This window comes from Paracoccaceae bacterium (assembly GCA_019454225.1).
Classification (GTDB): Bacteria; Pseudomonadota; Alphaproteobacteria; order Rhodobacterales; family Rhodobacteraceae.
The window spans coordinates 4,044,918-4,058,537 of record CP075370.1; the positions used below are offsets into that span (position 1 = coordinate 4,044,918).

The 13,620-nt window shown below is 70.6% G+C and carries 10 protein-coding genes; 2 read left to right on the plus strand and 8 right to left on the minus strand.

Features of this window, described 5'->3' with window-relative positions; genetic code table 11:
• Window positions 1-2,382 (minus strand): DNA topoisomerase IV subunit A, encoded by a 2,382-nt coding sequence (locus KF887_19295; GenBank protein ID QYK41477.1) that lies wholly within the window; start codon window positions 2,380-2,382, stop codon window positions 1-3.
• 281 nt (window positions 2,383-2,663) lie between these two features.
• Here KF887_19295 and KF887_19300 point away from each other — a divergent pair, with 281 nt between their 5' ends.
• The gene (locus KF887_19300) at window positions 2,664-3,161 is read left to right on the plus strand and encodes an SH3 domain-containing protein (protein QYK41478.1); all 498 of its coding nucleotides are present in this window, start codon (window positions 2,664-2,666) and stop codon (window positions 3,159-3,161) included.
• A 37-nt stretch (window positions 3,162-3,198) separates the two neighbouring features.
• On the opposite strand, the gene KF887_19305 is transcribed toward KF887_19300, so the two are convergent.
• Both KF887_19305 and KF887_19310 read right to left on the minus strand, forming a co-directional pair.
• A complete protein-coding gene (locus KF887_19305) occupies window positions 3,199-3,657 on the minus strand; it encodes a GNAT family N-acetyltransferase (GenBank protein QYK41479.1) in 459 nt (152 codons plus the stop codon).
• Between the two features lie 66 nt (window positions 3,658-3,723).
• Window positions 3,724-4,935, minus strand: coding sequence for a hypothetical protein (locus KF887_19310; GenBank protein ID QYK43665.1), 1,212 nt, complete (start codon window positions 4,933-4,935; stop codon window positions 3,724-3,726).
• 210 nt (window positions 4,936-5,145) lie between these two features.
• On the opposite strand from KF887_19310, the gene smc reads away from it, so the two are divergent.
• Entirely contained in the window at window positions 5,146-8,601 is a 3,456-nt protein-coding gene (gene smc / locus KF887_19315) for a chromosome segregation protein SMC (protein ID QYK41480.1), read from the plus strand.
• A 130-nt stretch (window positions 8,602-8,731) separates the two neighbouring features.
• Here the strand turns inward: smc and KF887_19320 are convergent, their stop codons facing one another.
• The 5 genes from KF887_19320 to recO all read right to left on the minus strand — a co-directional run bounded on the left by KF887_19320 (window position 8,732) and on the right by recO (window position 13,515).
• Window positions 8,732-9,286: a hypothetical protein gene (locus KF887_19320; GenBank protein QYK41481.1), complete on the minus strand. Its 555-nt coding sequence runs from the start codon at window positions 9,284-9,286 to the stop codon at window positions 8,732-8,734.
• Window positions 9,287-9,293: 7 nt separating this feature from the next.
• The gene (locus tag KF887_19325; protein ID QYK41482.1) at window positions 9,294-10,562 is read right to left on the minus strand and encodes a calcium-binding protein; all 1,269 of its coding nucleotides are present in this window, start codon (window positions 10,560-10,562) and stop codon (window positions 9,294-9,296) included.
• A gap of 68 nt (window positions 10,563-10,630) precedes the next feature.
• Window positions 10,631-11,533 carry a glycosyltransferase family 2 protein gene (locus KF887_19330; GenBank protein ID QYK41483.1) on the minus strand — a complete coding sequence of 301 codons (903 nt, stop codon included), beginning with the start codon at window positions 11,531-11,533 and terminating at the stop codon, window positions 10,631-10,633.
• A complete protein-coding gene (locus tag KF887_19335; protein QYK41484.1) occupies window positions 11,530-12,699 on the minus strand; it encodes a lytic murein transglycosylase in 1,170 nt (389 codons plus the stop codon). Before KF887_19335 ends, KF887_19330 begins: the two co-directional genes overlap by 4 nt.
• 96 nt (window positions 12,700-12,795) lie before the next feature.
• Window positions 12,796-13,515, minus strand: coding sequence for a DNA repair protein RecO (gene recO, locus KF887_19340; protein QYK41485.1), 720 nt, complete (start codon window positions 13,513-13,515; stop codon window positions 12,796-12,798).
• Window positions 13,516-13,620 lie beyond the last annotated feature (105 nt).

Consider the following 13,620-nt stretch of genomic DNA (forward strand, 5'->3'; position numbering starts at 1 on the left):
TCATCCGTTGAACTTGTTGTTTCTGGGGAAGCCTCTTGGTGCCATTTTTCCTGGGGTTGCGCGTTTTGCGGTCCATTCCCGGAGGTTTGTTTCGGTTCTGGATCGTCCTGCGGGGTCTTTCCATGCGAGGCCGTGGTCGAGGGTGAGGGTGGTGGCGTCGGCGAGGCCGCCGTCCTTGTACTTCTGGAGCCGGACGCCCTTTCCGCGGGCCATTTCGGGGAGGTCGGCGAGGGGGAAGACGAGCATCTTGCGGTTTTCGCCGATGACGGCGACATGGTCGCCGGCGACGCGGCGGCAGAGGGCGAGGCGGGCGCCGGGGGCGAGGGTGACCACGGCCTTTCCGGCGCGGGTCTGGGCCAGCACCTCGTCGGCGGGCACCACGAAGCCGTCGCCGGCGTCGGAGGCGACGAGCAGCCGCTCGCCGGGGCGGTGGATCAGCATCTCGACGATCTCGGCCTCGTTCGGCAGGTCGACCATCAGGCGCAGCGGCTCGCCCATGCCGCGCCCGCCGGGCAGGCTGCCGGCGCCCAGCGTGTAGAACCGCCCGTTCGAGCCGGCCACCAGGATGCGGTCGGTGGTCTCGGCATGGAAGACGAAGCGCGGCCCGTCGCCATCCTTGAACTTCAGCTCGAGGTCGAGCGGCTGGTGCCCCTTCATCGCCCGCACCCAGCCCATGCGCGAGCAGATCACGGTGACCGGCTCGCGCTCGATCAGCGCCTCGGGCGCGACCTCGGGCGTCCCGCCCGCCTCGGCCAGGGTGGTGCGCCGCGCGCCGCCCGGGGCGCTGCGGCCGAAGCGCGCCTGGGTCCCGGCCAGTTCCCCGGCGATGCGCGCCCATTGCTGCGCCGGGTCGGCGACGAGCGCGGCCAGCCCCGCGCGTTCGGCCCGCAGCGCGTCGCGCTCGGCCAGCAGCTCCATCTCCTCCAGCCGCCGCAGCGCGCGCAGCCGCATGTTCAGGATCGCCTCGACCTGGACCTCGCCCAGCTCGCCCGGCCCCGGCCCCGGGCTGCGGTAATCGGCCTCCGAGGTGGCGCGGCGATGCCTCCGCCCCCAGGTCTCGCGCATCAGCGCGGCCTTCGGATCGGCGTCGTAGCGGATGATGTCGATCACCCGGTCGAGGTTCAGGTAGGTGACCAGCAGGCCCGCGAGGATCTCCATCCGGTGGTCGATCCGCTCCAGCCGGTGGCGGCTGCGGCGCAGGAGCACCGCGCGGCGGTGGTCGAGGAAGGCGCGCAGCACCTCCTTCAGCGAACAGACCTTCGGCACCCGCCCGTCGATCAGCACGTTCATGTTCAGGCTGAAGCGGATCTCGAGGTCCGAGCTGCGCCACAGCAGCCCCATCAGCATCTCGGGGTCCACCGTGCGGGCGCGCGGCTCCAGCACGATGCGCAGGTCCTCGGCGCTCTCGTCGCGCACATCGGCCAGCAGCGGCACCTTCCGCGTCACGATCAGCTCGGCCAGCCGCTCGATCAGCCGCGACTTCGCCACCTGGTAGGGGATCTCGGTGATCACGACCTGCCAGGCACCGCGCCCCAGATCCTCGACATGCCAGCGGGCGCGCAGCCGGAACGCGCCGCGGCCCGTGCGATAGGCCTCGCGGATGCTCTCGGGCGGTTCCACCAGCACCCCGCCGGTGGGGAAATCGGGGCCGGGCACCAGGTCGGCCAGGGCGTCGTCGGCGATCTCCGGATCGCGGATCAGCGCCAGGCAGGCATCGACCAGCTCGTGCAGGTTGTGCGGCGGGATGTTGGTGGCCATGCCCACCGCGATGCCCGACGCGCCGTTGGCCAGCAGGTTCGGAAAGGCCCCGGGCATGACCACGGGTTCCTCCAGCGTGCCGTCGTAGTTCGGCCGGAAGTCCACCGCATCCTCGGCCAGCCCCTCCATCAGGGTCTCGGCGATCGCGGTCAGGCGGGCCTCGGTGTAGCGGCTGGCCGCCGGGTTGTCGCCGTCGATGTTGCCAAAGTTGCCCTGCCCGTCGACCAGCGGGTAGCGCAGGTTGAAGTCCTGCGCCAGCCGCGCCATCGCGTCATAGATCGCGGCATCGCCATGCGGATGGTAGTTGCCCATCACGTCGCCCGAGATCTTGGCCGACTTGCGGAACCCGCCCGCGGGCGACAGGCGCAGCTCGCGCATCGCATGGAGGATGCGGCGGTGCACCGGCTTCAGCCCGTCGCGGGCATCGGGCAGCGCGCGGTGCATGATCGTGGACAGCGCATAGGTCAGATAGCGCTCGCCGATGGCGCGGCGCAGCGGTTCGGCCAGGTCCGCGGGCGCGGCCCCGGACCTGTCGGGCCCGGGCGTGTCGGGCCCGGGCGTGTCGGGCGGGGGGCTGTCGGGCCCGGGAGTGTCAGGCGGGGGGCTGTCGGGCGGGGCGGGCATGGCGGTGGTGTAAGGCGCGGGCGCGGACCGGTCCAGTGCGGATTGCGCGCCGCGGGCCCGGACCCCGCACCGCGGGCCCCGCGGCACGGTCCGGGGTCCGCTTCGGGAGGCCGTTCCGGGGCGGCCACCCGGCGGCGCGCCCCGGGGGGCGCACGGCGGGCATTCGGGGGTCCGCTCGGGGCATGCTCGGGGGGGGCCGTCGCAGCCTGCCGCTTTTTTGGCCCGCCGCGCCGCGAAAGCATGGTAAACGAACGGAAATCGTCCGGAATCGGTTGCCGCCCATGGTCAGACTGCTCAGCCTTCTCGCCGCCGCGATGTTCCTGGTCCTGCTGATCGGGGGCCGCGACCACGGCCAGGCGCGCTTCGGCCTGGCCGGGCATTACGCCCCCGAGGCCTATGCCGACCTGCCCCCCGCACGCCCCGCCCCCGCCGCCGTCCCCGCAGCCCGCGCCCCCGAACCGGCGCCCGGCCGCCTCGCCGCAAGCCTCACCCCCGCAAGCTTCACCCCCGCCACACCGCCCGCCGCCACACCCCCGGCAGCCGCACCCGCCGCCACCGCGCCCACCGCCGACCCCCTCCCCCTCCGCTACGTCTCCGCAAACGCCGTCAACGTCCGCCAGGGACCCTCCACCACCGAACCCGTCATCGGACGCCTCACACGAAACGAGGCCGTAACCGTCGTCGAAAACCCCGAAAACGGATGGGTCCTCATCAAGATCGAAGGCGACGGAATCCAGGGATACGTCGCTGAAAGACTCCTCTCAAAGCCACAGCCGTGATGCCTGATCTCCGTCCGCCGAAGACGGGACGATTGCCCTAGACGGCGCGTTCGAAGGTGAGCGAGGTCGGCCGGTCATGGCCCGGGTGCGCGCTCGCGGTGGTCTGCTGAAAGCCCAGGGCGCGGAAGGTCGCGTGGTTCTCGACCAGTTCCACCCGGGTCTGCAGGCGCAGGCGCGGCAATCCCAGGGCGCGCGCCCGGAGGGCGGCCAGGCCGATCAACTGGCGGGCGAGGCCGCGCCGCTGAACAGCCGGATCGACGGCAAGCTTGTGCAGATACAGGGCATCGGGCTCTGGCGTGAGGAAGATGCAGGCCACCGCGGGCTGTCCGACCACCCAGACCTCGCCGTCCCTGGCCTGCCGGGCGATGTCGGTGGCGGTCAGGCGATGCATGGACGAGGGCGGGTCGATCCGGCCCTCCATCCCGGCGAAGGCCCGGCGGATCAGGGACAGGAGGGCGGGCCAGTCATGCGGATCGGTCGCGCGTTCGGGGGTCATGGCGCCATGAAAGCGCGGCAGGGGCGGCAGGACAAGGGGCGGGCCCTGCGGCCCGCCCCGTCGGGATCACTCCGCAGCCACCGCATGCGCGGCCGGCGCGGGGCGGAAGTGGCGGCGGTTCAGCACCAGCACCAGGGCGATCATCGCGATCTGGAAGGCCAGGGCGATGCCGGAGAGCACCCAGTAGGCCGCCCCGAACTTGGCGATCACGCCCGCCCCGACCAGGCCCTTGTTGATCCAGAACTGCATCAGCACGCTGGCGGCGACGCCCGGGCAGACAAGGGCATAGGAGCCGACCGAGGTGTCCGCACCGGTCAGGAAGCGCGCGGCGTAGCCCTGCCGGGCAAGCACGGCGAGACCTGCGAGACCGAAGGCCAGTTGCACCGCGATCAGCCGGGTCAGCAGGACCAGGCTTTCGCCCGGTTCGGCGTGGACGCCGAAGTGGGTGTGCAGGCCATGGTCGAGGCGCAGCATCAGGATGCCCAGCACCGTGGCCAGGGGCACCACGATCAGCAGCGTGGGCGCGGTCTCGGCATTGGCGCCGTGCTGCAGCATCGATGCGATGCCCAGCACCACGGCAATCGCCGCGAGCGTCAGCGACAGGACAAGAAAGATCGTCGCCAGCACGACCGAGACTGCGGCGGTTGCCGGGTTGGCCGACAGCGCGGCCGGGGCTGACAGGCCGACACCCACCATGGCAAGGGCGAAGGCAGGCAGAACCTGCGCGAAGGAGTTGTTCGCCGCCCAGTCGAAGCCGCCTTTCGTGGTGGCCCGGGCCAGGAACCGGCCGATCTGGCGCAGGGCAAGGATGCCGGTGGCCGCGAAGGCGGCCATGGCCAGCGGGAACAGCCATTCGACCACCCCCCAGAGGCCGGGCACGAAGACCATGCCCAGGATGAAGCCGACGTTGATCGACATGGCCAGGGCCAGTGGCAGCGCCGTCATCTGCGTCTCGGCATTCGATGACATCAGTCGCGCCTGCGCCTCGGTTCCCCGGAATCGCGACAGCTGGCCGAGGTTCCAGATCAGCAGGCGGATGTTCAGGTACGCGAAGGCGGCGATGCCGAGGGCGGCCGCCACGATCATCGCGCGCATCGGGACGGACCCCGAAGCGAAGGCGCGCGCGATGTCCTCATAGAGCGGAACGGGCTGCGCCGGATGCGGCACCCACATGTAGAGCCACATGAAGAACGTGGCGACCAGGCCACCGGCACCGACGGAGGCGAGGAAGTAGAGCGGCGACCAGCGGTCGGCGGGGCGGGCGGCAGGGGAGGGCATGGCGATCTCCATCAAATTCTGTAATCAGAATATGAACCAGACGGTTCAGATTGCAATGCCCTGGAAGCGGCTGCGGCGGCGTGCCGCAACGCGCGCCGCGATCCTCAACATCTTGGGGACAACTTGGCGCCCGAAACCAGATGGAGGGCAGAGTGGTTGACTCGCGCACGGGCCGGCCCGACGATGCAGGATCGAAGGGAGCCGAGCCCGATGCGATTCACCCGCCTGCGCCTGAATGGCTTCAAGAGCTTCGTGGACCCCACGGACCTGATCATCCACGAGGGGCTGACGGGTGTGGTGGGGCCGAACGGCTGCGGCAAGTCGAACCTTCTGGAAGCGATGCGCTGGGTCATGGGCGAGAACCGGCCGACCGCGATGCGTGGCGGCGGAATGGAGGACGTGATCTTTGCCGGGGCGGCCACGCGGCCCGCGCGCGCCTTCGCCGAGGTGGCCCTGGTCATCGACAATGGCGAACGGCTGGCGCCTGCCGGTTTCAACGACCAGGACCAGATCGAGATCGTACGGCGGATCACCCGGGATGCCGGCTCTGCCTATCGCGCCAACGGCAAGGAAGTGCGGGCGCGTGACGTGCAGATGCTGTTCGCCGATGCCTCGACCGGGGCGCATTCGCCGGCCCTGGTGCGGCAGGGCCAGATTGCCGAGCTGATTTCGGCCAAGCCCAAGTCCCGGCGGCGCATCCTGGAAGAGGCAGCGGGCATCTCGGGGCTCTATGCCCGCAGGCACGAGGCGGAACTGCGGCTGTCCGCCACCGAGACCAACCTGGCACGGGTGGATGACGTGCTGGGCGCGCTGTCGGAACAGATCGCGACCCTGACCCGGCAGGCCCGGCAGGCGGCGCGCTATCGCGAGATCGGTGAGGCGTTGCGGCGGGCCGAGGGGATGCTGCTGTACCGCCGGTTCCGCGAGGCCGATGCAGCCGTGGCCGAAGCCGAGGGCGGCCTGCGTGCGCGCCTTGTGGCGCTTGGCCAGGCCGAGACGGCGGCACGGGCGGCGATGGCGGCCCGCGAGGCGGCCGAAGATGCGCTGCCTCCGCGCCGCGAGGAAGAGGCGATCGCAGCAGCCGTGGTGCAGCGGCTGGTCGTGGCACGCGAGACGCTGGCCGCACAGGCCGCGCAGGCGCGGGCCGCCATCGAGGCGCTGCGCGGACGGATCGCCCAGCTTGACCGTGATGCCGATCGGGAATCCGGGCTGAACCGTGATGCGGGCGAGATGATCGCGCGGCTGGAATGGGAGGCCGACGCGCTGACCCGGGCCGCCGAGGGCGAGGAGGAGCGGATCGCCGAGGCGGCCGAGATGGCGCGCGAGGCGGGCGCCGCCCTGGCCGAGGCGGAGGGCGGGCTTGCCCGGATGACCGAGGATGCCGCGCGGCTGGCCGCACGGCACCAGTCGGCCGCCCGCATGCTGTCGGACGTGCGGGCGACACTGGCGCGTGCCGAGACCGAGACGGCGCGGGCGGCCGAGGCGGAACGCGCCGCCGGCCTTGCGGTCGAGCGCGCGGCCGAGGCACAGGCCGAGGCGGTCGAGGCGCATGAGGCGGCCGTGGCCCTGGCCGAAGAGACCGAGATGGCCCTGGCCGAGGCAGAGGGCGCGCGGGCCGAAACGGCGGGCCGCGAGGCCGAGGCGCGCGCGGCCCGGTCGTCAGCCGAGGGCGAGGCGCAGGCGCTGCGGTCGGAAGTGGCGGCGCTTGCGCGGCTGGTGGCGCGCGAGGCGCAGGCTGGCCATCAGGTGATTGACGCGCTGTCCGTGGCACCCGGATACGAGGCAGCTCTGGGGGCCGCCCTCGCCGACGATCTTCGGGCGCCGGAAGTTCCGGGCGACGAACGGTCGGGCTGGGTGGCTCTGCCACCCTACGATGCGGCCCCGGACCTGCCCGAGGGGGCAGAACCGTTGGCCCGGCATGTGGCGGCCCCCGCCGTGCTGGCAAGGCGGCTTGCGCAGGTCGGGGTGGTGCCGCGCGGGCGCGGAGCGGCGATGCAGGCGGCGCTGCGCCCGGGCCAGCGGCTTGTGTCGGTGGACGGCGACCTGTGGCGTTGGGACGGGTTCCGCATCGCGGCAGAGGATGCCCCGTCGGCCGCAGCCGAGCGCCTGCGCCAGATGAACCGGCTGGTCGGGCTGAAGCGCGATCTCGAGGAGGTCGCGGCACGGGCCGCCGGGGCCGCGCAGGCGCATGAGACGCTGGCCCGCCGCATCGAGATGCTGGCGCAGGCCGAGAGGATGGCGCGCGAGGCGCGGCGCGGCGCGGATGCGCGGGTGGCCGAGGCGAACCGGGCCTTGGCGCGGTCCGAGGCCGACCGGTCGATTGCCGAAGGACGGCAGGAGGGCGCGCGGCTGGCCGTGGCCCGGTTCGGTGAAGAGGCCGAGGATGCCCGCGCAAGGCTGGACGAGGCGACGGCCGCTGCCGACGACCTGCCGCCGCTGGACGACGCGCGCGCCGGGGTCGAGGCCGCCAAGGCGACCGTCGAGGCCGCGCGGATCGCCATGATCGCGCGGCGCACCGCAGAAGGCGAGGCGCGGCGCGATGCCGAGGCCCGGCGCAAGCGGCGGCAGGATGTGGCGCGCGACCTGACGGGCTGGAAGGAACGGCTGGCCACCGCCGAAAGGCGCGCGCAGGAACTGGCCGATCGCCGGGCGGCCACGGTCGCGGAACTGGATGATGCCATGGCCGCCCCCGAGGAGATCGCGGCGAAGGCCGACGAGCTTGCCGATGCCATGGCCGATGCCGAGGCCCGGCGCGCCCGGGCTGCGGATGCGCTTGCCGAAGCAGAGGCCGCGTTGCGCATGGTGCAGACCGCCGAACGCGAGTCCGAGCGCGCCGCAGGCGAGGCGCGCGAGGGGCGCGCGCGCGCCGAGGCCCGGGTGGATGCAGCGCGCGAGGTCCGTGCGGCGGCGGGGCTGCGCATCCGCGAGGTCGCCGACATGACGGTGGATCAGCTGCTGTCCAGCCTGCGCGCTGATCCCGACGCGATGCCGGATGCCGAAGCGCTCGAGATCGAGGTGGCGCGGCTGAAGCGGCAGCGCGAGGCCCTGGGCGCCGTGAACCTGCGGGCCGAGGAGGATCTGGCGCAGGTGGGGGCGGAACACGATACCCTGGCCACAGAAAAGACCGATCTGGAAGAGGCGGTGGCAAAGCTGCGCGCCGGTATCGCCGGGCTGAACCGCGAGGGGCGCGAGCGTCTGCTGACCGCGTTCGAACAGGTGAACGGGAACTTCGGAACGCTGTTCACCACGCTGTTCGGCGGTGGCGAGGCGCGGCTGGTGCTGGTGGAAAGCGACGACCCGCTGGAGGCGGGGCTGGAAATCATGTGCCAGCCTCCGGGCAAGAAGCTGTCGATCCTGTCGCTGCTGTCGGGTGGCGAGCAGACGCTGACGGCCATGGCGCTGATCTTTGCCGTCTTCCTGGCCAATCCCGCGCCGATCTGCGTGCTGGACGAGGTCGATGCGCCACTGGACGACGCCAATGTGACGCGGTTCTGCGACCTTCTGGACGAGATGACGCGGCGCACCGACACGCGGTTTCTGATCATCACGCATCATGCAGTTACCATGGCGCGGATGGACCGCCTGTTCGGCGTGACCATGGCGGAACAGGGCGTCAGCCAGTTGGTCAGCGTTGACCTGCGACGGGCCGAGGCGATGGTGGCCTGAGTGTCCGCGCGATGTCGCCCGCCCCGTTGCCGCGCCGAGGCTGCGCGGCGGATGGGTATCGCGGACCTGAACGCCTGTGCCGCCAGATCTCCGGAGCGATGCTGAGCCTCGGTCCGGACGCGCGGCGCGGCTATGGGCAACCCAGCTTCGTCAACCGGTCGCCCAGGCCCACCTCTCCATCCGCGACGACGGCGCAGAGGATGCCGCGCAGGCGCAGCGCGGGGTGGCCGGGGGCGGTGATCCAGGCCTTGGCATCCGCGCCATAGCGCGCCTTCCACTTGACGCAGCCGTCGTTGAAGATTGCCGAGACGCGCAGCACCGCCGTCCCGGCGCGCAGCCGCATGCCGGTGGGCAGGTTCGCCTCGGTCATGTCCAGGTCTGCCACAAGAGGATCGCCCGGATGGGGCACCGCATCGCCGGGGTGCCAGACCAGATCGAGCACGCGGGCGGGCAGGATCGAGACCTGGATGTCGGGGTCCGGGTTGCCATCCGGCAGGCGCAGCCATGGCATCGTCAGCCATCGGTCGCCCGGAATGCCCTGGGCGCGCGTCAACCGCAGGCGATCGGGAAACACCCGCAGGCCGATGCCGGGGCGCGTGCACAGCAGCGTGACCGGGCCGGCATCGCGCGGTGCGGCCAGCACATGCGGCAGGGCCATCGCAAGCGTCCTGGCCGAGGGTGTCATCGGGTGATCAGACCAGGACCAGATCGGCGGCGGTCAGCACCGGCGCCCCGGCGAGAACCGCAATCTGCACCGACGCCCCGCCGCCCACGCCGTCCGAGTCGAAATACAGAAGGCCGGTCGTGGTTTCATAGACGAACTGCGCGCCGGTGCCGCTTGCCACATCATGGGAAAGCGGCGCGGCACCCCCCGGTGCCAGATAGAACCAGTGCGCCGCAAGCTCGATCCGGTCGCCTTCGATGCCAGAGAAGTCCTCGATGAGGTCGGGTTGGCCGTCGGGCCTGCCGAAGACGAACGTATCCGCACCCGCCCCGCCCGCCATGGTGTCGAGCCCCTGCGCCCCCGACAGGCGGTCGTTGCCGTCCCCCCCGAACAGCTGATCATTGCCGCGACCGCCGCGCAGCACATCGTTGCCACCCATGCCCGACAGGATGTCGTCCCCGTCGTTGCCGTCCAGCTTGTCGCGCAGGTCGCCGCCGGTCAGGCTGTCGCGATAGTAGCTGCCGCCCAGCCAGTAGCGCTCGAAGTTCAGGATGGTCGAACCGAACCCGTCGGTGACGACCGGCCCCGAGGCATCGAATGCAAATCCGGTACCCGAGCCACCGGCATTCAGGACCGCGCGCAACTGGTCATTGCCAGCCCCGCCATCCAGATGGTTCACCGACCCTGCGAGATAGGCGACATGGTCGTTTCCTGCCCCGGCATCCACCGTGTTCGCACCGCCCAGCACCACGATCTCGTCGTTCAGCCTGCCGCCGGTGATGCTGTCGTCGCCGTTGCCGGTCGTGATGTAGAGTTGTTCGACGCTTCGCAGCGTGATGACGTGCGGTCCCGCCACAAACCCGGACGAGACGCTGCCCGACACCGCATGCCCGATGTTGTTCCAGAACAGCCAGAACAGATCGGTTCCGGTGCCGCCGTGAAAATACGCACTGGTCTGTTCGCCGACATACATCCGGTCATTGCCCTGTCCGCCATAGGCACGGTCGATCCCGGCGCCGGAAAAGGAATAGATCGCGAAGCTGTCGTCGCCGGCATCGCCATACAGCCGGTCATTGCCGGGGCCGCCCTCGATGCGGTCATTGCCGTCGCCGCCATAGATCGTGTCGCGACCCGTATCGCCGAACAACTGGTCGTTGCCGTCGCCGCCCTCGATCAGGTCATTGCCGCCATAGCCGTTGATCTGGTCGTCGCCACCGTAGCCGATGACGTGGTCCGCCTCGTTGGTGCCGGGCAGGGTGTCGCCTTCAGCTGTGCCGTCGATGGGATTGAGGGGCATGATTCTCGCCAGGTGATCAAAATACTGGCGAAAATAGCATGGCCCCGGCGATGCGTTAATCCCTCATCTCACAGCCGCGCATCAAGCTCTGCCACCTTGCTGCGCAGGTGCAGGTCACATTCGAACAGCGCCCCGGCGGCGCGCAGGTCCGCCAGCACGGCGGGGTGGGCAACCTGTGTCCGATCATAGAAGGCCGCAACCTCGGCCTCGGTCGCGGTGCCGAGAAAGGCCATCAGCGGCAGGTTGAACGAATAGGCGCCCCGGGTGCGCCGGAAGGCCAGCCGCGCATGCCACGCCGCCGGATCCTGTGCGTGGAAATGCAGCAGCCGGATATCGGCTGAAAAGGCCCCGCCGTTCATCTTCTCGCCGTTCATCACCGCCGTATGGATGCGCGGTTGCAGGCCGGGCACGCCGGTGCGGTAGAAGCACTTTCCGACGGCGTGGCTCAGCGATCCGGCGGCCAGCAGGTCGGCATGATCGCCAAAGGCGGCGCGGCGCAGTGCCTCCATCTCGGGGCCGCGCATCGGGCCGCGGAAGTGGCGGGCGGTGAAGATGTCATCGGGCAATGCCGGGTCGTGCAGCGCCTCCCAGGGTGCCATGCGAAGAAGCGGCCGGTCGCGTTGCACCGCCGCCAGCACCTCCGCCACCGGGCGGGCGGGGCAAAGGAACTCGTCCACGTCGATGTGGGCGATCCAGGGCAGGTGCGCGGTGGCATAGACCCGCTCGGCGTTGCGCGACTGGCGCAGCTGATGCTTGCCCGGACGACGGCCGATCAGACCCTGCCAATAGGCATCATCGCAGCGGATCGCGGTGACGCGGGGCAGGCGCGCGGCACGGTCGGCCGCGGGATCGGCGGGATCATCGAAATGCAGCCAGATTTGCGACGCGCCAAGCGACAGATGATGCGCCACGAAGGCCAGCACCTGATCGGCGGGCGCCTTGACGGTGGCAACCAGTCCCCAGCCGGTCATAGCCGATCGAGCAGCGCCCGGGTCGGCCAACCGTCCGCGGGCAGACCCGCGCGCAGCTGCTCTTTCTGCACCGCCGCGCGTGTCAATGCGCCCAGGATGCCGTCGACCGCCCCCACATCATGCCCGCGCGCCTTGAGCTTTTGCTGAAGGCTCTTCATCTGGTCGCCCGACAGTTGCGGGTCCGGACTGCCGGGCTGGAACACCGGCGCGCCTTCGAGCCGCGTTGCGAAATAGGCGGCGGTTGTCACGTAGACGAAGCTCTTGTTCCAGTCGAACAGCACCCGGTAGTTCGGATAGGCAAGGAACGCCGGACCCTTCCGCCCCTCCGGCAGCAGCAGCGACGCACGCAGGCTGCCCGGGATCGACCCGTCGCGCGCCCTTACCCCCATGCGCGACCAGTCCGCCCCCGACAGCTGCGTATCGAGGCCCGATTTCGACCAGTCGAGGTCGGCGGGCACCGTCACCTCCTGCAGCCAGGGCTCGCCCGCACGCCAGCCGTGGTGTTGCAGCATCCGGGCCGCCGACAGAAGCGCATCGGGCGCCGAGGTCTTCAGGCTGACACGACCATCGCCATCGCCATCGACGCCGCGTTCCAGGATGTCGCCCGGCAGCATCTGCACCATGCCGATCTCTCCTGCCCAGGCGCCGGTGGTGGTGGCCGGATCGAGCATCCCGCGTTTCCACAACTGCGCGGCGGCAATGATCTGTGGCTGAAACAGGCCGGGGCGGCGGCAGTCATGGCCAAGCGTGACAAGCGCGTTGACCGTGTTGAAATCGCCCTGCACCGCGCCGAAATCGGTCTCGAAAGCCCAAAAGGCCAGAAGGATGCCGTGCGACACGCCATAGTCGCGCCGCGCCCGGTCAAACACCGCACGATGCTTCTTCAGGTTCGCGGCACCGTTGTTGATGCGGCTCTGGCTGATCAGCATCCGCGAGAACTCGGTAAAGCTGCGGCGGAACACACCCTGAGACCGATCGGCCTTGATCACCCGGTCATCCCGCTTGACCCCCCGGAAGAACCTGTCCGCCTCATCGCGCGTAAGGCCCGCGCGCATCACTTCGCCCTTCATCGCGTCGACAAAGGCAGGAAACGGGCCGCCACATGGGGCGGCGATCGCAGGAGCGGCAGAAAGAGCAAGGGAAATGGCAAGCGGGGCAAGGCGCATGGGAATGTCCGTCCGGTTTTTCGGCATGTTAGGCGCTGCGCCCCTTCCGGGGAAGGGAAAACGCGGCCGCCGGGGTCACGCCCGCGTCAGGTGCGCTCAGCGGCGGGACAGCCGTGCGACAAGCCGTGCGCGTGCCTCGGGCAGGCCGGGGCCGGGGCGCAGGGGCTCCATCTCGCGCAGCAGGAAATGACCCGTGATGGCAAGGCCCTGCAGGATCTCGGCCGGATCGGAGGCAAGACCCCGCCGAACCGCATCGGGCAGCGGCAGCAACCGGTCGGCCCAGTCGCCCGCGCCTGTCCGGCTGACCGCCCGGCCGGTCCGGGGGCTGACAAAGGCCAGATCGTCGCGCGATCCGGTGACGGCGCAGCTCCCGAGGTCCAGGCCGAAGCCCAGATCGGCGAGCAGCCGCATTTCCCAGGGCAGATAGGCGGGCAGGCCCGCCGTCCCCTCCGCAAGCCCGTCCAGCAACGCGGTGGTGTCTGACCAAAGCGCCGGATGCGCCTCGCGTTCGGGCAGGGCCATGCGCAACATCGCGCAGACCGCAGACAGGACGGCCAGCCGGTCGGCATCCGCCATGACAGAGGCACGCGACCGAAGCGGTTCCACCGTGAAGGCGCCCAGGTGATCGGACAGGCGCGCGCGCCACGCAACCGCCAGGTGCGCGCCCGGTTGCAGCACCGGTGCCATGCGGCGCCCCGCGCCGCCGCGCACCACGCCTGCATGGCGCCCATGCGCAAGCGTGAAGACCTCGACGATTGCCGAGGTTTCGCCATGCGGGCGCATGGCAAGCAGCGTGCCTTCGTCCTGCCAGTCCATGCGCGACCATCGCGCGGACCCGTGGGGCGGGCAAGAGGACGGCACCGTCGCATGAAACTTGCGCGAACCCGCCGCGTTCTGCGACCATTGCCTTCACCATGAAAG